We start from the raw sequence: 19928 nt of genomic DNA, 5'->3' as shown, positions 1-19928 counted from the left end.
CCCTACTCCATGCCCCAATCACGCTTCTATCTTCGCGGCACCAAGGCCGAGGCCGAAGCGATCTTCACGGCATGGGATGCCGCATTCGAAGAGGACGGCGCACCCGTCGGCACCACCGAGATCGATGAGGCCGCCGACATCCACGAGATTTCGGTTTATTTCGACGATGCCGAAGGTAAGGATCGCCGGCCGGATGTGACATCGGCGCTCCCCGACGAATGGCGCGAGCGCCTGCAGCACGAGACCATCCCCGACACGGACTGGATGAAGATCGTGCTGGCCGACCTGAAGCCGGTCCGGGCAGGGCGCTTCGTGGTGCACGGAGCCCACGATCGCGGCGTGGTTCGCGCGAACGACCTTTCGGTCGAGATCGAAGCGGGTCAGGCTTTCGGCACCGGCCATCACGGCACCACGGCGGGATGCCTGGAAATGATCCATCGCATCGTGCGCCGTCGCCGGCCGCGCAACGCGCTCGATCTCGGCACCGGCACGGCGGTTCTCGCCATCGGCGTCGCCAAACTCGCCCGCGTGCCGGTTCTGGCAACAGATATCGATCCGGTCGCCGTCGATGTGGCTCGTCAGAACGTCGAAGCGAACAGGGTGGCCGGGCTTGTCGAGGTCGTCGTCGCGACCGGCATGGCAGGCCCCGCCATCCGCAGCGGCGCGCCCTACGACCTGATCGTGGCGAACATTCTGGCAGGCCCGCTCGCCAAGCTCGCCCCGGCCGTGGCGCGAAACCTCGCCTTCGACGGGGACCTCATCCTGTCGGGCATTCTCGTGCGCCAGCGCAACGCGGTGCTCGCTGCCTATCGCGACCAGTATCTCTACCATCACGAAACCATTCGGAATGGTGACTGGGTGACGTTGCACCTCGCCCGTCGTTAAGGCGACGATCAGTTGCGGGCGGGGGCCTGAACATCGGCGAAGAACGGGCGCTCGCCGCCGGTCGCTTCGCCGAACTCATGCCCGAACATCAACGCTCCGGCGATGCCGTGATGGGCTGGCCGGCGCGAGCGGGAGATGGATCTGACATCGCCTCGTGCGGTAGCGAGGCGCGGGAACGTGGCCTGTCCTTGGGCAGAAAAAGGGGCTGTCATGGAAAAGCTCCTGCATTAATTCAAATGTCGCTTCTCCCAAATCGATTTATGTCGCGAAAATCGGCAATGACCAGTGCCGTGGCTGCATGGCAGGGTCTGTGATGTTGCAGTGCAGCATTCGCATGGGCGTCACAAAAAAGGCGGGGACCGTCCCCGCCTTCGTATTCGCTGCCGGATGCCTCACCGGCAAAGCCGGCGCGGACCGTTATAGGGCTGATACGTGCCGCTGGCGGGATCGTAGGACCGGTAGCGCGACAGACAGTAGCGGTCGTGTGCTGTCAGACCGCCGCGATAAGCAGGGGCGGCATAGCGGGGCCGGGCCGAGTTGGCGATGGCCGCCCCGACGCCGAGGCCGATGATGCCGGCCGCGATCGCCGCGCCATTGTCGCGATTGCGGTAGTAGCGGCGCCCGCCATGGTAGCGCCGGCCGCCATAATAGCCGCGGTCGCGGTAGTAGCCTCGGTCGCGATTGAAGTTGCGGCCGCCATAATAGCCTCGATGCCCGCCATAGCCGCCATGGCGATAATAGCGCCCGTGATGGCCACCACCATAATACTGGGCTTCGGCTTTCGAAACACCGATCAGCGGGGCGCCCGAGGGCGAAACGGCGGGAACGAAGGTGAATGCCAGCACGCCCGCCAGGAGCTTTACGCCCAGCGACTTGAAAAATCTCATAAGGGTTCCTCCGAACACGTCCCTGTCAGGGGGAAGGACGCAGTTTATCGAAGGTTCCCTCGGCAAGTCTTTGTTTCGTCACCAGTTCGTGAATGCTGGAAGGCGCAGACCGAAGGGTCTGCCGCTATCTGCCGGCATCACGGGCTGAACACCAGCACCATGAAGACCAGAAACATCACCAAATGGACCGCGCCTTGCAGAACCGTCGTCGCCGACGCGGTGAAGGTCACGATCGACAGGATCAGCGTCATCACGAGAAGGGCCATGTTCGACGGCGAAAGACCGAGCACGACCTGTTGGCCGGTGAAGAGGCCGATGAACAGGATGGCCGGCACTGTCAATCCGACAGTTGAGGTGGCGGCGCCGAGACAAAGGTTGATCGCCCGCTGCAATTCGTTGGCGGCGACCGCCTTCAGCGCCGAGATGCCTTCCGGGGTGAAAACGATCATGGCGATGAGAATGCCGCCGAGAGCGGTCGGTGCGCCGAGAACCGCAATGCCGTGATCGAGAACGGTCGCGAGGCTTTTCGACAGAATGACGATCGGCAGGATGTTGGCGAGAAGAAGCCCCGTATGCGGGAGGACGCCTAACTGCTCGGTATCCTTCCGCTCGTTCGGCACGAGCACCGCCGGGTCCTTCGCGTCTTCCCTCGATTCGTTCGGGAAGACGAAGAAGGCCTGATGCCGCCCCGTCTGGATCACCAGAAAGATGCCATAGAGCGCAATGGTAAAGACCGAGAACGCGATGGCCTGGAAGATCGTCAGGCTGCCGTCGGTGGTCGAGGTCGTGAGATTCGGCAGAACGAGGCTGATGAAGGTGAGGGGGATCAGCACCGCGAGATAGGCGGAGGCACCCTGGAGGTTGAAGGTCTGCTGGTGATGGCGATGGCCGCCCACGAGAAGACCGACGCCCACCACACCGTTCAGAACGATCATCAGCACCGCGAACATCGTGTCGCGCCCGAGCGTCGGTGCTTCCTTCGCGCCGAGCATCACGGCAGCGATAAGCGCCACTTCGATGATGACGATCGATAGGGTCAGGATGAGCGTGCCGTAAGGCTCGCCGAGAATCTCCGCCAGTTCCTCGGCTTCGTGCACGACGCCAAAGGCGGCCCAGATGATCACGCCGAAGAGCCAGGCGAAAGCAACCGTCGCCATAATCGGATTTTCGAGTTGGGAAAGAAGAACGTTTCCGAACAAGAGAAAGAAGCCGACCGACCCCCAAGCCGCAGCCAGTCTTACCAGTCCGGATGCATTCATCCGCCGCTTCCTTCCATTCGAGCCTTTGTATCCTGTGGGCACTTAAGAAGGGTTGGGAAGAAGGCAACCGAGAAAGTTGCCTTCTCGCGCTCAAAGTTCCTGAACGAAGCCTTCCAGAACCCGCTTCTGACCGGCCCGGTCGAAGTCTACCGTCAGCTTGTTGCCTTCCACGGCCGAAACGGACCCGTTGCCGAACTTCTGGTGGAACACGCGGTCACCGACCTTGAAGCGGCTTTCCTCCGTTCCGACCGACTTGGCGACGAGCGTGCCTTCGATCTCGCGCGGCCCACCGTCGCGCGCGCTCGCATGAAGCCCGAAGCCTCGACTCGCCGGCCGGTTGCTGCCGCCGCCACGCGCGAAGCCGGCGGGGGGCGGGTTGTCGGCGCCGCGCTCGATGCGGCCCGCAAAACCCGTCGCGGCGGGCTTTGCTGAGCCGCCGGCGCGCTCCTCGCTCAGTTTCGCGTAACGGTCGGCCTTGGCCGCGATGTCGGCGTCGCGTGAGGAGCGCCGCACGTCCGGTCCCGAAACGCCGCTGTCGCCATAGGTGATCGAGCGTTCCTTGTGCCCCGAACGCGAGCCCCAGGCGGTGTCGGGCCGCGTTTCGGCGGCGCGCGCCGCTTGCGCCCGCTTCCAACCGGGCGTCTGGTAGGAGGAGGTGGAAAAGGCGTCGGCGTCCCAGCGGGATGCGCCGTAGCCGCCACCGCCCCGGCCATAGCCGCCATAGGAAGAATTGGCTTCCTTCACCTCCACATGGTCTTCGGGCAACTCATCGAGGAAGCGTGACGGGATGGTGGACTGCCAAAGGCCGTGGATGCGGCGGTTCGAAACGAACCAGAGCTTGGCGCGCTTCTTGGCGCGCGTGATGCCGACATAGGCGAGGCGGCGCTCTTCCTCCAAGCCCGAGCGTCCGCCTTCGTCCAGCGAACGCTGATGCGGGAACAGGCCTTCTTCCCAGCCGGGCAGGAACACGGTGTCGAATTCCAGACCCTTGGCCGAATGGAGCGTCATGATGGACACGGCGTCGAGATCCGCTTTCTGCTCGGCGTCCATGACGAGCGAGACGTGCTCAAGGAAGCTAGGCAGCGACTCGTAGGGCTCCATGGAGCGGATCAGTTCCTTGAGGTTGTCCAGCCGGCCCGGCGCTTCGGCCGAACGGTCGTTCTGCCACATCTCGGTATAGCCGGACTCCTCCAGGATCATCTCGGCGAGATCGGTGTGTTTGGTGGTGGCGAGAAGCGACGACCAGCGCGCGAAATTCTTCGTCAGGTTGGCGACCGACATGCGAGGCTTGGCCTTCAACTCCTCCGTCGTCGCGATGTCGGCGGCGGCGGCCATCATCGGAATTCCGTTCGCCCGCGCGTGGTCGTGCAGCAGGCGGACGGTGGTGTCGCCGAGGCCGCGCTTCGGCGTATTCACGATGCGCTCGAAGGCGAGGTCGTCGGCCGGCTGCACCACGCAGCGGAAATAAGCGAGAGCGTCGCGGATCTCCTGGCGTTCGTAGAAGCGCGGCCCGCCGATCACGCGGTAGTTCAGACCGAGCGTGACGAAGCGGTCTTCGAACTCGCGCATCTGGAACGACGCGCGCACCAGGATCGCCATATCGTTCAGGCGGCAACCGCGACGCTGAAGCTGCTCGATCTCCTCGCCCACCGCGCGCGCTTCTTCTTCCGAATCCCAGGCGGCGTTGACCTCGACCTTCTCATGGTCCGCTTCCAGCGCGGCATCGGTGAAGAGGGTCTTGCCGAGCCGGTCCTCGTTATGCGCGATGAGATGCGAGGCCGCGCCGAGGATGTGCGCGGTGGAGCGGTAGTTGCGCTCCAGGCGGATCACAGTCGCGTTCTGGAAGTCCTTTTCGAAGCGCAGGATGTTGTCCACCTCCGCGCCGCGCCAGCCATAGATGGACTGGTCGTCGTCGCCGACGCAGCAGACGTTGATCGGCGTTTCCGCGTCGTCCATCGTGGCGCGAGAGCGCTGCGCCAGAAGCCGCAGCCAAAGGTACTGCGCGACGTTCGTGTCCTGGTACTCGTCCACGAGGATGTAGCGGAAGCGCCGGTGATAATCGGCCAAGATGTCCGGGTGAGCGCGAAAGATCGCGATCGGGTGCATCAGGAGGTCGCCGAAATCGGTGGCGTTCAAACTCTTCAGCCGTTCCTGATAGGCCGCATAGAGTTCGCGCCCGCGGCCGTTGGCGAAAGCGCGCGCATCGCCTTCGGGAATGTCCTTCGGCGTCAGACCCTTGTTCTTCCAGCCGTCGATCATCTGTGCGAAGGCGCGCGCCGGCCAGCGCTTGTCGTCCAGCTTCTCGGCCTGGATCAACTGCTTGATGAGGCGGATCTGATCGTCGGTGTCGAGAATGGTGAAGTTCGACTTCAGACCGACCAGCTCGGCGTGACGGCGCAGCATCTTCACGCCGATGGAGTGGAAGGTGCCGAGCCAAGGCATGCCTTCCACCTCGCCGCCGACGAGATGGCCGATACGCGTCTTCATCTCGCGCGCGGCCTTGTTGGTGAAGGTCACGGCCAGAATCTGCGAGGGATAGGCGAGCCGGCTCGCCAGAATATGGGCGATGCGCGTGGTGAGAACGCGCGTCTTGCCGGTGCCAGCGCCCGCCAGCACGAGTACCGGCCCTTCCGTGGTTTCCACAGCGGCGCTTTGCTCGGGGTTGAGCCCTGCGAGATAGTTCGGCACCTTGGCGATGTCGCCGCCGCGGGCGGCGAGGGCACGCGCGGTGATGCCGCCCGGCCGGCGCTCGGGCACGCCGGCAAGCGGCCGAAAATGTTCGTCCGGTCCTGTCATCACGGTCTATTTAATTGGTCGTTGGCGGAACAGTAGTGGAACAGAGCCGGACGCGCCACCCCGCCCGGCACACAACTCATCCTGAGAGCACCTACCAAAACCTCGCGGGGTCGGCTGGCCGGTTCTTCTCGCCGTCCGAAGGGACGAGCCGCTTGTCTCGCCCCGTCCGCATGGACCGTTGCCAATCCTCGCCGATGCCGCTGGCATCGACTGCGTTTGGCGCCTTGCGAACGACGAAAAGCCCTCGGCCATCCTCCGCCCGGAGGTTCTGTTAGGCGCTCTTACAGCTTGAGCCGGCGGTCGGTCAGATTGCCGCGCCCTGCCGCGATCTCGCGCATCAGCTCGCGCGTTTCGGCATCGGCATCGGCCGCATCGATCTCCTCGACATGATTGATCGCGACGAGCCGGAGGAGATCCTCGCGTGTGCGCCCGTCGGTTCCGCGCGGCAGGCGCGCCACCACCTGCACGATGTCCGGCCGGGGTTCGGGCCCCTTGGCGAGCTTGCGCTGAATCTCTGCATTCTCGACGCCCTGCATCGGCTCGACGAAGGCGTAGATGCCGATGCCGCCCCGGCTCTTCGGGTACGGAAACGGCAGAACCGCATGAGCGGCGATCGCCGGGTCCATGTCGAACCGCGCCGCGATGGCGCGGCCTTCCGTATCCATCCGATCGCGCGTGCCTTCGCCGTCCGACCAGTTGAAAATCCCGCGCGTCACGCCGTTATAGACGGGCTTGAAGGTCTTCATCCACACCTGCGCCGGCACGCTGCGGGTGGCGAGAAGCCGCTTTTCGGAAGGCGTCAACGCTTCGCGGCACCATGTGCGTTTCTGCTTCAGAAGGTGGCGCAGGTCTTCGCGGGCGAGAAGGCGGAACAAGGCGGTGCGCTTGGGGAACACGCTGGCAAGCTGCATGTCGATCAGCGCGGCGCGGCCATCCGGGGTCATCAGCCAGTTCTGCGGCTTGGCGAGATCGTTATGGGTGACGCCCCGCCGATGCATGGCGAGAAGCAACCGCTTGGCGTCGCGGAAATAGCTTTCGTTGCCGAAGGGCTTGGCGACATGCAAAGGCGCTCCTTCGATCCACGAGCGGTAAAGGCCCGAGCGATCGACGCCTAAGAGCTTTGGAATGTTGGGCAAGCCGTCGAGCGCCATCAGCGCCCTGATCTCGCGCTTTGCCAGCGCCCAGGCGAGGGGGCGCGACCAGGGCGCGGAATGCGAAACGCGGCGATAGGTGACGGTCACGTCCGGCTGGTCGCGCAGGGTGCCGACGGAAATTTCGCTGAAAACGTCGCGCTTCAACACGGCGCGCGAAACGAAGGGGGACGGCAGGATAGGGCGCTTCGCCATGGAGAACGGGCTGGAACCTCTGGATAAGTCTCGGCGTCTCCGCCACGAGTTTCGCCATGCTCTACCGGAAGCCGATCCGCATGGAAATCGCGATCTATCCTTGACACCCATGCGGGAATCGAGGCGTTCGCGCTTCCTCGAAGCAGTCCTACCTTCGGGGCTGGAGGCGCCAGAACATCGCCCAAGCCATCTCTTCCTTTGTATTTGATGGACTTTGCCCGACAAAAGTTCCGACTTTCCGTTTAATCTCCTGCTATCTGCAGGTGCGGTTGGGGCAAGGGAGAATCGAAGCTGGTCAGGGCTTTCGTCGCGATCGGCGGACTCGTGGTTCTCGCGCTGCTCGCCGTTCTGGTCGCGCCACATTTCATCGACTGGGGCGCGTATCGCGCCGATTTCGAGCGGGAAGCGAGCCGCATTCTCGGCCAACCCGTGACCGTGCGCGGCTCGGCCGAAGCGCAGATCCTGCCGTTTCCGAGCGTCACCTTCACCGATGTCCAGATCGGCGGAGGCGCCCGGCCGCCGATGACGGTGGCGCGCTTTCGGATGGATGCCGAACTCGCGCCCTACCTTTCTGGCGAAATCCGCATTTTCTCCATGCGCCTGGAGCGGCCGAAGCTGCAGCTTTCGATCGGCGCGGACGGCCGGCTGGAGAACCTTCCGCGACCCGGAACCCTGCCGACGGCTGCCGAGATTGTTCTGGAAGATGTCGCCGTGACGGACGGCGAGGTGGTCGTGGAGGACAAGCGCTCGGACGGGCGGCTGATCCTCGGCGCGCTCAACGGCAACTTCTCCGCCCGCTCGCTGCTCGGTCCTGTGTCGGGTGCCGGCAGCCTTCTGGCGCGGGGCCGGCCGCTCGATTTCCAAATCTCCTCCGGCACGCCGGACGTCGCCAAGGGTCTGCCGGTCAAGCTGACGCTCGACGATCGCGCGCTCGATATCGCGACGACGGTCGATGGCCTCGTCAAACTCGACGACGGGATGCCTACCTTCGAGGGCGCTTTGCGCGCCGCCTCCGTGCGACGCCCGCCCGAAGCGGCTGGAATTGGCGAAGCGGCAAGGCTCCCGCGCGTTCACCCGGACGTGCCGGTCTTCGTGTTGACCGGCAACGCCAAGGCCGCGCCAGGCAGCGTATCCGTGGATGCCTTGCGCGTTTCGGTCGGTGCCGGCGAGAAGCCTTACGTGCTGACTGGCTCCGCCCGGCTTGCCGGCGGGCCCGCACCCGATTTCCGCCTGGATCTCGCCGGCGAGCAGCTCGACATCGACGCCATCGCCACGGGAAACGCGCCGAACCGCAAGGTGACGTTCGCGGAGCGGCTGGAAGCGGCCCGCGCGCTCCTGGCTGACGTGCCTCGGCCCGCGATGGCCGGCCGCATCCGCCTTTCCCTGCCCGTCGTGGCGGCGGGCGACACCACCATTCGCGACCTAGCCGTGGAAGCCTCTCCGCTGCCGGCCGGGTGGTCGGTGCGCACCCTCAGCGCCGAACTGCCGGGGCGCACGCGGATCGAGGCGTCCGGGCTTCTCGACATCGCGGCCCCGCCGTCCTTTCGGGGCCGATTGCTTCTTGCGGCGCGTCAGCCGAGCGGCTTTTCCGAATGGTTGACCGGTTCCGTCGATCCCGCGATCCGCAGCTTGAACGGCGCGGGGTTTTCCGCCGATGTCGAACTTTCGCAAGAACGGCAATCATTCCGGGAACTGGAACTCGACCTCGGCGGCGACAGCTTGAGGGGATCGCTGGAACGCAGCGGCGCGGCCGGAGCACGCTTCCTTTCCGCCGATCTCGAAGGCGGACGGCTCGATCTCGACAGTTTCTCCGCCTTTTCGCGCGTCTTCACCGGGGAGGCGGACTCATTCGCCGACGCCTCCAACGGGCGTCTGCGCCTCGCTGCAGGTCCGGTGACGTTTCAAGGCGCGAATGCAGGCCGCGTCGATGCCGATGTTTCCTTCGATGGAACCGCGCTGAAACTCGATCGCGCCGACGTGAAGGATCTGGCGGGCACCGATCTTTCCGCCAAAGGCACGTTGGAGGGTCTTGGCGGCGCCCCGATCGGCCGCGTGGACCTGTCGCTGTCCTCTGCCGACGTGGCTCCGTTCCTCGACCTCGTCGCACAGCGGTTGCCGGCCAATATCGGTCTCGACGTTCTGCGGGCGAGGGCGGCCGAACTGTCGCCCGTCGCGCTGTCGGGCGTTCTTCATACCGAAGCGGGCGCGGCCGGCGACAATCCGACGCTGAAGGTGGATGTTTCCGGCACGCTCGCCGCCTCCGACGCCAACCTCAACCTCAGCCTCGGCAACGGTCTGCATGGCGGGAGCGAGATCGGGCGTGCCGCCGCCGATCTTCGGGTGACGAGTTCCGAGCCGGCCGGGCTCCTACGGCAGATGGGGCTGGACGCTCTGCCTTTGGCGGTGCCGTCGCCGCTGACGTTAACGGCGTCGCTTTCCACCGATGCGCCCGGACCGGTCACGGCGCGGCTCGCCCTTAACGCGCCCGGCTCGGAGTTCGAGGCGAAGGGCACGGTGGACCTTGCGGCGCAAACCGTTCGCTCAGTCGCATTGGATCTTTCCGGCCGCAGCGACGACCTCGGCCCCTGGCTGCTCGCCAGCGGCAACGCCTTTGGCCTCGATGGGCAGGCAAGCCTGCCCGCGACTTTTGCCGGGCGGTTCGAAGCCAATGGCGAGAACTTCTTTCTGCGGGGGATCGAAGGAAGCCTCGGGGCGGTGGGCTTTTCCGGTGATCTCGAAAAGCCGAAGGAAGGGCCGGTGGCTGGCGAGGTCTTCCTGTCCGAACTGTCCCTGCCGTGGCTGGTTTCCCTCGTTTATGGGCAGACGCCGGTCGGTGCGGCCCGCCCGGACGGGTGGAGCGGCCAGGACTTCACGCGCCCGCTTCTGCCGCAAACGCCCGTCGCGCTCGACGTGACGGCGGACCGCCTGATGCTCGTCGGCAATGCGGAAGCCGGCGCGATCTCCGCGCATATCGAGGCGACGCCCGACGCCTTATCGGTCAAGGACCTCAGAGGTTCATTCGGCGGCGGCTACGGCACCGCGTCCTTCTCGTTCGACAACGCGAACGGGGTCGGTGCCTTTGCCGCCGAAGCCGATCTTCAAGGCATGGATCTCGGCGGCATCTCACTGTCAGGCTTCGCGCTGCCGACGGAAGACGAACCCGCACCGGAGGGGTCTGATACTCCGCCGCTGTCCGGCCTTCTGGATGCGAAACTGCGTCTCGATGCCTCCGGCCATTCCTTCGCCACCCTTCTTTCATCCATGACGGGTGCTGGCAGCGTGACGGTGGAGAACGGTGCTTTTCCCGGTCTGCGCCCGATGCTTCTTCCCGAAATCCTGGCACGCGCCGATATTCGCGGTTTCGATCCGACGCTTGCCAATGTCGGCCGCCTGGTCCGCGATCTGACGAAAGGGGCGAACTATCCCGTTTCCTCCGCGTCCGCCGATTTCTCCGTGGTCGGAGGGACGGCGCGCTTTCCCGCGCTTCGGCTGATACGGGACGGCGAGGTTCTGAATGCCGAAGGGGCCGTCGACCTTTCGCGCTTCGGTGTTTCGGCGTCGCTGCGGCTCGATCTCGATCCCGGCGAAGAAGCGGTGGAAGGCGCGGCCCCCTCCATCACGACGACGCTCGATGGCCCGATCGCGGCTCCGAATTTGTCAACCGATGTTCAACTGCTGGCCAACTATCTCTCCGTGCGCGCGCTGGAGCGGGAACAAGCGCGGGTCGAGGCCATCCAGGGCGCGCTTCAGGAAAAGCTGCGGCTGCGGCGCGAAGCGCGGTTCTATCGCTGGCGCGAGCGGGTTCGCACCGAGGCCGCCGATGTCGATCTTCGCAGCGAGGACAGCCGACGACGCGAGGCTCTGGAGGCCGAGCGTCAGCGCCGATCGTTCGAAGAAGACGCCGAGGCGAGGCAGGCGGAACGGCGGAGGCTTGAGCGAGCGCGGGCCGAAGCTGCCCGTCAGCCCGAGCCTGCGGCTGCACCGGAACCCACACCGGATCCGGGCCGGTTGAATTTCGAGGACGCCATCACGCCGCCGCCGGCTCCGCTTCCGCCGACCGGATCGAGCGATCTGCCCGGCGTGCGTCAGCCGCAGCCTTTCTAACGGGTAAGGTTCAGGAAGGCGGCGTGAGGCGTCGCAAAAGGTCGTCGAGAACGAAAAGGCGGATCGCGGAAGACAGGTTGGTTTCGGCAGGACGCCCGGAATCGATCTCGGCGACCAGCGCTGCGATAGGCCGTTCTTGTCGTTGCGCGATGATCTGGAATTCCTTCCAGAAGGCGTCTTCCACGCTGATCGAAGTGCGATGACCTTTGATGGAAAGGGACCGCTTGACCGTCATCGGTCGGACGGGCGTTCGGCCTCGTTGTGCTGACTTGAACTGTCGTCTGCGGAAACGAGCCGATGGCCGTCGAGATGGGCGGCGGCGCGCTCTTGCTCGCGGATCACGCTTTCTTTGGCGGATTTGGAGCGGCCGAAGACGGCGCGATTGGCGTCGGCCTCCGCCGATTTGCGATCACGCTCGGCGCGCTTGCGGGCGAGACGGAGATTGACCACCTCGCCCATGCCGATCAGGTCTTCTTGCGGAAGGCGTCGAGCGACACGACGTCGGCGGCCTTCTTGCCTTCCTCGCCCGCCGGCTTCGCGGTCTCGCCATCGGCCTTCTCGGCTTCCGCCTTGGCGGGAAGCTTGGCCGGGTTCGCGCTGCGCTTCGGCTTGTCTTCCGAAGCGACCGGCGCCAAGGCGAGGGGGGCGACGGATGCCGTTTCGGTCGGCGCGTTCGCCGCTTCCGTTTCGCGCACGTCGAATTCCAGCTCGAAGTTCACGGCCGGATCGTAGAAACCGCGGATCGCGGCGAAGGGCACGAGAAGGCGCTCCGGAATGTCGGAAAAGGACAGGCCGACCTCGAAGGTCGTGTCCGTCACCGCGAGATCCCAATATTGATGCTGGATGACGATGGTCATCAGCTCCGGATATTTCTCGCGCAGGCGCGACGAAACGCGCACGCCGGGAGCCGACGTCAGAAAGGTGATGAAGAAGTGGTGCTCGCCCGGCAGGCCGGTTTTCACCACCTCGCCAAGGACCTTCCTGATGACCCCGCGCAGCGCTTCCTGCGCCAGAATATCGTAGCGTATCAGATCCTGGCCCATCGCAACGCCCAACACCGTCCTGTCAATACCGCCTTTGAACGTCCGGACGGCAGAAATGCAAGTGGAGGCTTCTGTTGCCAGGTGCCTCCGGACCCCGCCTATGAGTGCGAACCCACAGGGCTTGAATTGAAGCTATCGCACCGCATTAAGCGGCGAGACGGGCTTCCGCATAGTTGTCGTTGGCAACTATAAAATTAGCCCGATAACGGCGGTACCATGCCGAGCAAAAGTTCGATCTTTACACCCTCGTCGATCCTATTTCGCCCCCGCCCCAAGGTCTTGCCGCCAAGGCCTTCGGGTGGAGGCGCCGGGTACCGCCCCCGGGTCCGAATGGTTTATTTCATCGACCGTTTATCACCATAGCCGACCTTGCGGCCGGCATGCGCAATATAGGGGCTTCGTTCGGCGGGCGGAAGACGCAAATTCGTAAAAGCGCGCGATAGGCAGCCCTGCGCCAGTTTCGGCGTGCCTTGCGCTTTTCGGCGCCGAAAGCGGTGGACGACGCCACTGCTTTCTGGACATCCGGTGCCGGATCGGTGAACTCGATCCTTCAACTCCTGCCGAAAGATCCATGGCGGCAGGTTTATTTCGCGAGGCCGACGAACGATGCGGCAATATCTCGACCTGTTAGACGACGTGCTTTCCAACGGTACCGAAAAGGGCGACCGCACCGGCACCGGTACGCGATCCGTCTTCGGCCGGCAGCTGCGCTTCGATCTTTCGGAAGGCTTCCCGCTCGTCACGACGAAGCGCATTCATCTGCGCTCGGTCGTTCACGAACTCCTGTGGTTTCTTCGCGGCGATACCAACATCGCTTATCTGAAGGCGAACGGCGTTCGCATCTGGGACGAATGGGCCGACGAGAACGGTGATCTCGGCCCGGTCTACGGTGCCCAATGGCGATCCTGGCCGGATTACAACGGCGGCCATCTCGACCAGATCGCCAAGGTGCAGGACGATATCCGCCGCAATCCCAATTCCCGCCGCCTGATCGTTTCGGCCTGGAACCCTGCACTCGTGGACGAGATGGCGCTGCCGCCCTGCCACTGCCTGTTCCAGTTCTATGTCGCCGATGGGCGGTTGTCATGCCAGCTCTACCAGCGCTCCGGCGACATCTTCCTCGGCGTGCCCTTCAACATCGCCTCCTACGCGCTCCTGACCGCGATGATGGCGCAGGCGACCGGGCTGGAGCCGGGTGAGTTCATCCACACGCTCGGCGACGCGCATCTTTATTCCAACCATTTCGAGCAGGCCCGTCTTCAACTGACACGCGACCCCTTGGGTCTGCCGCGCTTGAAGCTGAACCCCGCCATCCGCGACATCTTCGACTTCCGCTTCGAGGATATCGCCATCGAAGGCTACGAAGCGCACGGCCATATCGCGGCCAAGGTGGCGGTATGAGGCCGGCGCTCGTCGCGGTGGTGGCCGTGGCCAGGAACGGGGTGATCGGCCGTGACGGCGCGATGCCGTGGAAGCTTGCGACCGACCTTAAACGCTATCGCCGGCTGACCATGAACAAGCCGATGATCATGGGCCGCAAGACGCTCGAATCGATCGGCAAGGTTCTGGACGGTCGCGATACGGTGGTGCTGAGCTCGGCCGGAACCACGACCTTCGCCGGCGCACATCTGGTGGCGACGGTGGATGAAGCGCTGGCGACGGCGCAGCGGCTCGCCGAGGATCGCGGCGCCGACGAGATCGTGGTCGCGGGGGGCGGGGAGATCTATCGCTTGTTCTTCGAGCGCCTCGACCGGCTTTACGCGACCTTCGTGGAAGCCGAGCCGGAAGGGGATGCGACCTTTCCGACGATCGATCCCGCCCGGTGGCAACTCGTTTCGGAAGAGCGCGTGCCGGCCGGCGAGAAGGACAGCGTCGACACGCGTTTCACCGTGTGGGACCGACTTCGTTGATTGACGGGGGCGCCGCGATTTCTCAACGGCGCGATCACCATAGCGTCAGGCGCTCCGGGCAAAACGTCCGCCTTCGTTGAAAGCGCGCGAGCGGCTTCCTATAAGTGCCAGATAGAGCGTAGCGAGCACATGGGGGCGGGACCTCCCAGGTTCTCGATGTGAGGCGAAAGGATCTAGATGCCCTGGAGTAATCAGACGGGGGGCGGCGGTTGGCGCGGCGGGAGCGGCGGCAATGGCGGTGGCCCTTGGGGGCAGGGTCCCCAGTCTCCCCGACCGGGGAACAACAACTCGCCTGATCTCGAGGATATCCTCCGCCGCGGACAGGACCGGTTGAAGCGCGCCATGCCCGGCGGATCGGGCTCCGGCGGCGGTTTGGCGCTCGGCGCCGCCGCACTGTCGGTTCTGGCCGTCGTTTGGGGGCTGAACGCCATCCACATGGTGGAGAGCGGCTACTACGGCGTGAAAGTGTTTCTCGGCAAACCGCGCGCCGAACTGATCGAGCCGGGCCTCGCCTTTACCGCATGGCCGCTGGAAACCTTCGAGACCGTGCCGGCGACGGAGAACCAGCTTCGCGTCGGCGGGGAAGCGAACGAGCAGGCCGGCATGATGCTGTCCGGCGACCAGAACCTCGTGAACGTCCAGTTCTTCGTTCTCTACCAGATCACCGACCCGCAATCCTTTATCTTCAACGTCGCCGATCCGCAGGGGCTGCTTCGGCAGACGGCGCAGAGCGCGATGCGCGAAGTGGTCGGCCGCAACCCGGTGGACGATCTGTTCCGCGACGCCCGCGCTTCGATCGCCGATCAGGTGCGCCAGATCATGCAGGATTCGCTGGATCGATACGGCGCCGGCCTTCGAATCAATGCGGTCTCCATCGAGGACACGGCGCCCCCGCAGCAGGTGGCGAGCGCGTTCGACGAGGTGCAGCGCGCCGCGCAGGACCAGGATCGCTTCGTGGACGAGGCGAACATCTACCGCAACAAGACGCTCGGCGAAGCGCGAGGCAACGCGGTGCAGGTGCGCGAAGACGCCGCTGCCTACAAGGACCGCGTCGTTCAGGAAGCGCAGGGTGAGTCGGAGCGTTTCGGCTCGATCCTCGCCGAATACGTCAATGCGCCCGACATCACCCGCCGTCGCCTTTGGCTGGAAACCATCGAAAGCACGTTGCAGAAGGCCAATAAGGTGATCGTCGACGGCAATGCCGCCAATGGCGGCGTGGTGCCCTACCTGCCGCTGAACCAGTTGCCGCGTCCGCAGCCGGACCAAGCGAGCCCCAACATCAGCGGGGCGCCACCCTTGCAGTCCACCGGCGCTTCGCGCGTCGAGGCCGGTGCCCCGAGGCCCCTGTTCCAGAGCCCGGAGAACGCCCGATGACGAATCGCTTCTACGGCGTGCTCGTTTTCGCCGTTCTCGTGCTCTTCCTGGTTTGGAATTCGCTTTTCGTGGTTCGCCAGGGCGAACAAGCCGTGGTTCTGCGCTTCGGGCAGATCCAGCGGGTGATCGAAGAACCGGGGCTTTACGCCAAGCTGCCCTTCACCTTCGCCAATTCCGACAACGTCCAGAAGCTGCCGACCCGACTCCTGCGCTCCGACCTGACCGACCTGCGCGTGCAGGTCTCGGGCGGCGCGTTCTACGAGGTCGACGCCTTCATGGTCTACCGCATCACCGATGCCCGGAAGTTCCGGCAGGCGGTGGCGGGCGGCCAGCTCGACGTCGCCGAACAGCGGCTCCTGACGCGTTTCAACTCCGCCATCCGCGAAACCTACGGCCAGCGGACCTTCGACGCCGCGCTTTCCAGCGCGCGTGCCGAGATGATGGTGGAAGTGCGCGACAAGGTGCGCCCGGAAGCCGCCAATCTCGGCGTTTCCCTCGAGGACGTGCGGATCAGCCGTACGGACCTGACGCCGGAAGTGTCGGAGCGGACCTATGCCCGTATGTCGGCCGAGCGTTTGGCGGAAGCCGAGCGCCTGCGGGCCGATGGTCAGGTGAAGGCGCGCGAAACCCGCGCCGCTGCCGACCGCGAAGCGGTGACGCTGACGGCGCAGGCGCAGCGCGATGCCGCCGCCTTGGAAGGTCAGGGCCAAGCCGAGCGCAACCGCATTCTCGCGGAAGCCTATGGCAAAGACCCGGGCTTCTTCGACTTCTTCCGACGCATGGAGGCTTATCGGACCTCGCTCGGCACCGGCACGACCATGATGATCTCGCCGAACAGCAACGAGTTCTTTGATTATCTCGATACCGATGGGCAGACGGGCCGCTTCGACTCGCCTCCTTCGGCTGCGGGAAGCGGGCAGAATACGCCCCCGGCGCCTCCGGCGACCGGGGCGGCACCGCCGCCGGCGCCTGCGCCGTAACGCGAACTTAGATGCCGGGCGCGCCGTCGAGAATGGCGCGCCCGGTTTCGTTTGAACTCATGCGACGGCGCCGCGCTTGATTGTCGCCGTCATTTCGGATTGCCTCCTGGCATATGCCGCCCAGCCGTCTCGGGTGGCTCGCATTCAAGAACGGGGATGAAGCGATGGTCGGACGTCTTTCGAGAAACGCGGCTGTCGCGCTCGCCGTTCTGATGGGTGCCGGTCAAGCCTTGCCGGCCGTCTCGCAAGGGGTGATCCAGCCGCCGCCCGGCAACCAGCCAGTCGCGCCGCAGAAACCGGCGGCGGAGACGATCGACCCGGCCGCGCCGGGCGTGCCTGCCTCCCCGCTGCCGCGCCACAAGGGACCGGAATCCGTTTCCGATCTCGCGGAAGGCCTCCTCGATTCGGTCGTCAATATCTCCACCGCACAGAAGGTGGAGGGCGCGTCGGACGAGGAAACAGCGCCGCCGTTGAAGGCACCCGAAGGCTCGCCGCTGCAGGACTTCTTCAACGACCTTCTCAAGAACGACGAAGGCGGGGAATCGCGCAAGGTCGAGTCGCTCGGCTCCGGTTTCGTGCTGGACCCGGCGGGCGTCATCGTGACGAACAATCACGTGATTCAGGACGCGGACGAGATCACCGTCAATTTCGCCGACGGCTCCAAGCTCGATGCCAAGCTGTTGGGCGTCGACACCAAGACCGATCTCGCCGTTCTGAAGGTCGAGCCGAAGACGCCGCTGAAGGCCGTGAAGTTCGGCGATTCGGAAAAGCTGCGCATCGGCGATTGGGTGATGGCGATCGGCAATCCCTTCGGCCTCGGCGGCTCGGTGTCGATCGGCATCGTGTCGGCGCGCGGCCGCAACATCAATGCCGGCCCTTACGACAACTTCATCCAGACGGATGCGGCGATCAACAAAGGCAATTCCGGCGGCCCGCTCTTTGACATGAACGGCGATGTCGTCGGCATCAACACCGCGATCCTTTCGCCGACCGGTGGTTCCATCGGCCTCGGCTTCTCCATCCCTTCGGCTCTCGCGTCGAACGTCGTTTCGCAGTTGCGCGAGTTCGGCGAAACGCGGCGCGGCTGGCTCGGTATCCGCTTGGACGAACTCACCGACGAGATCGGCGCAGGCCTCGGTCTCGGCGACGTAAAGGGCGCTCTGGTGATGGGCATCGTTCCCGGCGGCCCGTCCGACAACGGGCTTTTGAAGGTCGGCGACGTCATCACCGCCTTCGATGGCAAGCCGGTCGTCTCGTCGCGCGACCTGCCGCGCATCGTGGCCGAAACCCCTGTCGGCAAGGCGGTGGACGTGAAGCTCCTGCGCAAGGCAGCGACGAACGAGCCGGTCAAGGAGACCGTGGTGAAGATCACCCTCGGCCGCCTGGAGGACGGCGAAAAGCTGATGAGCGAGAACGAGGATGGCGCAAAGCCTGCAGCCGACGGTGCGCAGCAGCCGGCCGCGGGTTCGGAAGCGCTCGGCATGAAGCTCGCCGACATGAGCGACGAGCTTCGCAAGCAGTTCAAGCTGACCGAAGGGTTGACTGGCGTCGTCGTGACGGAGGTCGCGCCCAAATCCAGCGCCGCCGAAAAGGGCATCGAACCGGGCGCGGTTCTCAAGCAGGTCGCTCAGGAAGACGTCAAGACCGCCAAGGACGTCGTGGACAAGATCGCGAAGCTGAAGTCCGACGGCCGGAAGACGGCTTTGTTCCTGGTCGCTGCGACAACTGGCGAACTGCGCATCGTCGTCGTGCCGATCGGGTAAGGGATCGATGGATATCCGCCTGCATTTCCTCGAAGCTGCCGGCTCCCTGGGGCAGTGGCGGACGCAGATGCAAGTGGAAGCAAAGGCTGTAGCCGGTCGAATCGACGCGCTTGTCGCGGCCGTCGACCGGACGCACAGCGTCGATGTTCTGATCAAGCAATCGAAGTGGGGCATCATCCCCGAGCTCGGCCTCGGCGGGTCATGCTACGAAGCCCATCTGGTGACCATCGCCGTCGCTCCGGCAAGCGAGAATTTCGCGGCGAGTATGCGAAACGGAGACTTCGGCTCCACGCTCGCCCACGAACTTCACCATCCCCTACGCCATGCCTCGACCGGTTATGGCGCAACGCTTGGGGAAGCCATTGTTTCGGAAGGATTGGCGGATCACTTCGCGACCGAGGTCACCGGTTGCAAACAGCCGATGTGGTCGAATGCCGCCGGTCTTGGACTAGACGTGGTTGACCAAGCCAAGCAGGAGCTGGAGCGCGTCGACTACGACCATCCCGCTTGGTTCTTCGGCCGTGGCAGTCTCCCACGCTGGGCTGGATATGCCATCGGCTGGGAATTGGTTTCGGCCTATCTCGCGCGACATCCGACGGAAACTGCCGGCGCCTTGGCGAGCGTGAACGCCGACGTCATTCTCCGCGATGCTTGGCAGGAGATGCGCTCAAACCTCGATGCCGCTAATTGATCACTCAGCGAACTCCTCCGCCTTGTAGCCTTGGAGGAAGAGCAAAGCGGTGAGGTCGCCGTGGTCGATCCGGTGGGGCGCGGCCGATGCGACAGCCGGTTTGGCGTGAATCGCGACGCCGGTGCCGGCAAGATCAATCATGCCGAGATCGTTGGCCCCGTCGCCGACGGCGAGGGCATCCTGCGGGGTCAGGCCGTTGGCTTCGGCGATCTCGCGAAGCGCCTGCACTTTGGCCTCCTTGCCGAGGATCGGCTCGGCGACGAGGCCGGCTAGGCGACCCTCTTCCACGAGTAGCGTGTTGGCGCGGGTTTCGCCGAAGCCGAGCATCGCGGCAACGGCCGAGGTGAAGGCGGTGAAGCCACCCGAAACGAGAGCGGTCACGGCGCCGTTCTCCCGCATCGTCTGCACTAAGGTCCGTCCGCCCTTTGCGAGGGTGACGCGCTCTTCGATGACGCGGCCGATCACTGCTTCGGGCAAGTCTTTCAAGAGGGCGACGCGCTCGCGAAGCGCGGGCTCGAAGGCGATCTCGCCGTTCATCGCGCGGGCGGTGATCGTCGCGACGGCGTGCTTGATACCCACCACATCCGCCAGTTCGTCGATGCATTCCTGCTCGATCATGGTGGAATCCATGTCGGCGATCAGAATGCGCTTGCGCCGGGTGGCGGCTTCCTGCACCACGCAATCCACCTTCTGTCCCGCCAGAAGCTCGCGCAGGGCCGCAGACATCGCCTCCGAACCGCTCGACGTTTCGAAGAAAAGATCGCAGGCGACATCGGCTTCCAGCCAGACCGGGGGCGGGCTTGCGAGAAGACCGGCGGCCCGTTCGGCAAGGTCCTGCGAAACGCGCTTCTCGGTGCGGGCGGAGATCAGCGTCGCGACCTGCATGGCCA

17 protein-coding genes and 1 other RNA gene are annotated in these 19928 nt (G+C 64.9%); 8 read left to right on the top strand and 10 right to left on the bottom strand.

The window, feature by feature from the left end; translation table 11 throughout:
* Nucleotides 1-9: 9 nt before the first annotated feature.
* Nucleotides 10-885, top strand: a complete 876-nt coding sequence (locus tag F9929_RS07395; RefSeq protein WP_152045919.1) for a 50S ribosomal protein L11 methyltransferase — start codon at nt 10-12, stop codon at nt 883-885.
* A gap of 8 nt (nt 886-893) precedes the next feature.
* Here the strand turns inward: F9929_RS07395 and F9929_RS07390 are convergent, their stop codons facing one another.
* The 5 genes from F9929_RS07390 to F9929_RS07370 form a co-directional block, all read right to left on the bottom strand.
* Nucleotides 894-1097, bottom strand: a complete 204-nt coding sequence (locus F9929_RS07390; RefSeq protein WP_152045918.1) for a hypothetical protein — start codon at nt 1095-1097, stop codon at nt 894-896.
* A 180-nt stretch (nt 1098-1277) separates the two neighbouring features.
* The gene (locus F9929_RS07385) at nt 1278-1772 is read right to left on the bottom strand and encodes a BA14K family protein (protein WP_152045917.1); all 495 of its coding nucleotides are present in this window, start codon (nt 1770-1772) and stop codon (nt 1278-1280) included.
* Between the two features lie 137 nt (nt 1773-1909).
* A complete protein-coding gene (locus F9929_RS07380; RefSeq protein ID WP_152045916.1) occupies nt 1910-3031 on the bottom strand; it encodes a calcium:proton antiporter in 1122 nt (373 codons plus the stop codon).
* Between the two features lie 90 nt (nt 3032-3121).
* Nucleotides 3122-5827, bottom strand: coding sequence for an ATP-dependent helicase (locus F9929_RS07375; RefSeq protein WP_152045915.1), 2706 nt, complete (start codon nt 5825-5827; stop codon nt 3122-3124).
* A 281-nt stretch (nt 5828-6108) separates the two neighbouring features.
* Nucleotides 6109-7173 (bottom strand): serine/threonine protein kinase, encoded by a 1065-nt coding sequence (locus F9929_RS07370; RefSeq protein WP_152045914.1) that lies wholly within the window; start codon nt 7171-7173, stop codon nt 6109-6111.
* Nucleotides 7174-7428: 255 nt separating this feature from the next.
* Here F9929_RS07370 and F9929_RS07365 point away from each other — a divergent pair, with 255 nt between their 5' ends.
* Nucleotides 7429-11277, top strand: a complete 3849-nt coding sequence (locus tag F9929_RS07365; RefSeq protein ID WP_328595983.1) for an AsmA family protein — start codon at nt 7429-7431, stop codon at nt 11275-11277.
* Nucleotides 11278-11287: 10 nt separating this feature from the next.
* On the opposite strand, the gene F9929_RS07360 is transcribed toward F9929_RS07365, so the two are convergent.
* From F9929_RS07360 to ssrA, 4 genes are all read right to left on the bottom strand, one after another.
* A complete protein-coding gene (locus F9929_RS07360; RefSeq protein WP_152045912.1) occupies nt 11288-11512 on the bottom strand; it encodes a ribbon-helix-helix domain-containing protein in 225 nt (74 codons plus the stop codon).
* Nucleotides 11509-11736: a DUF4169 family protein gene (locus F9929_RS07355; RefSeq protein ID WP_152045911.1), complete on the bottom strand. Its 228-nt coding sequence runs from the start codon at nt 11734-11736 to the stop codon at nt 11509-11511. Before F9929_RS07355 ends, F9929_RS07360 begins: the two co-directional genes overlap by 4 nt.
* 5 nt (nt 11737-11741) lie before the next feature.
* Entirely contained in the window at nt 11742-12320 is a 579-nt protein-coding gene (locus F9929_RS07350; protein WP_152045910.1) for an SspB family protein, read from the bottom strand.
* Between the two features lie 60 nt (nt 12321-12380).
* Nucleotides 12381-12739, bottom strand: a transfer-messenger RNA (tmRNA) gene (gene ssrA / locus F9929_RS07345).
* 187 nt (nt 12740-12926) lie between these two features.
* Here ssrA and F9929_RS07340 point away from each other — a divergent pair.
* The 6 genes from F9929_RS07340 to F9929_RS07315 all read left to right on the top strand — a co-directional run bounded on the left by F9929_RS07340 (nt 12927) and on the right by F9929_RS07315 (nt 19038).
* Entirely contained in the window at nt 12927-13721 is a 795-nt protein-coding gene (locus F9929_RS07340) for a thymidylate synthase (RefSeq protein WP_152045909.1), read from the top strand.
* On the top strand, nt 13718-14230 hold the full coding sequence (locus F9929_RS07335; protein ID WP_152045908.1) for a dihydrofolate reductase: 513 nt from the start codon (nt 13718-13720) through the stop codon (nt 14228-14230). The genes F9929_RS07340 and F9929_RS07335 overlap by 4 nt, the downstream gene beginning before the upstream one ends.
* 177 nt (nt 14231-14407) lie before the next feature.
* Complete coding sequence (gene hflK / locus F9929_RS07330) at nt 14408-15604, top strand: FtsH protease activity modulator HflK (protein WP_152045907.1); 1197 nt, start codon at nt 14408-14410, stop codon at nt 15602-15604.
* Complete coding sequence (hflC, locus tag F9929_RS07325) at nt 15601-16584, top strand: protease modulator HflC (RefSeq protein ID WP_152045906.1); 984 nt, start codon at nt 15601-15603, stop codon at nt 16582-16584. Before hflK ends, hflC begins: the two co-directional genes overlap by 4 nt.
* Before the next feature lie 164 nt (nt 16585-16748).
* A complete protein-coding gene (locus F9929_RS07320; RefSeq protein ID WP_152045905.1) occupies nt 16749-18347 on the top strand; it encodes a Do family serine endopeptidase in 1599 nt (532 codons plus the stop codon).
* A gap of 7 nt (nt 18348-18354) precedes the next feature.
* Nucleotides 18355-19038: a DUF2268 domain-containing putative Zn-dependent protease gene (locus tag F9929_RS07315; RefSeq protein ID WP_152045904.1), complete on the top strand. Its 684-nt coding sequence runs from the start codon at nt 18355-18357 to the stop codon at nt 19036-19038.
* Here the strand turns inward: F9929_RS07315 and serB are convergent, their stop codons facing one another.
* Nucleotides 19039-19923, bottom strand: coding sequence for a phosphoserine phosphatase SerB (gene serB / locus F9929_RS07310; RefSeq protein ID WP_152046183.1), 885 nt, complete (start codon nt 19921-19923; stop codon nt 19039-19041).
* Between the last annotated feature and the right edge of the window lie 5 nt (nt 19924-19928).

This window comes from Aureimonas psammosilenae (genome assembly GCF_009176975.1).
Classification (GTDB): domain Bacteria; phylum Pseudomonadota; class Alphaproteobacteria; order Rhizobiales; family Rhizobiaceae; genus Plantimonas; species Plantimonas psammosilenae.
Note: the sequence above shows the minus strand (reverse complement) of the source record. Positions and strands in the feature narration are given on the sequence as shown.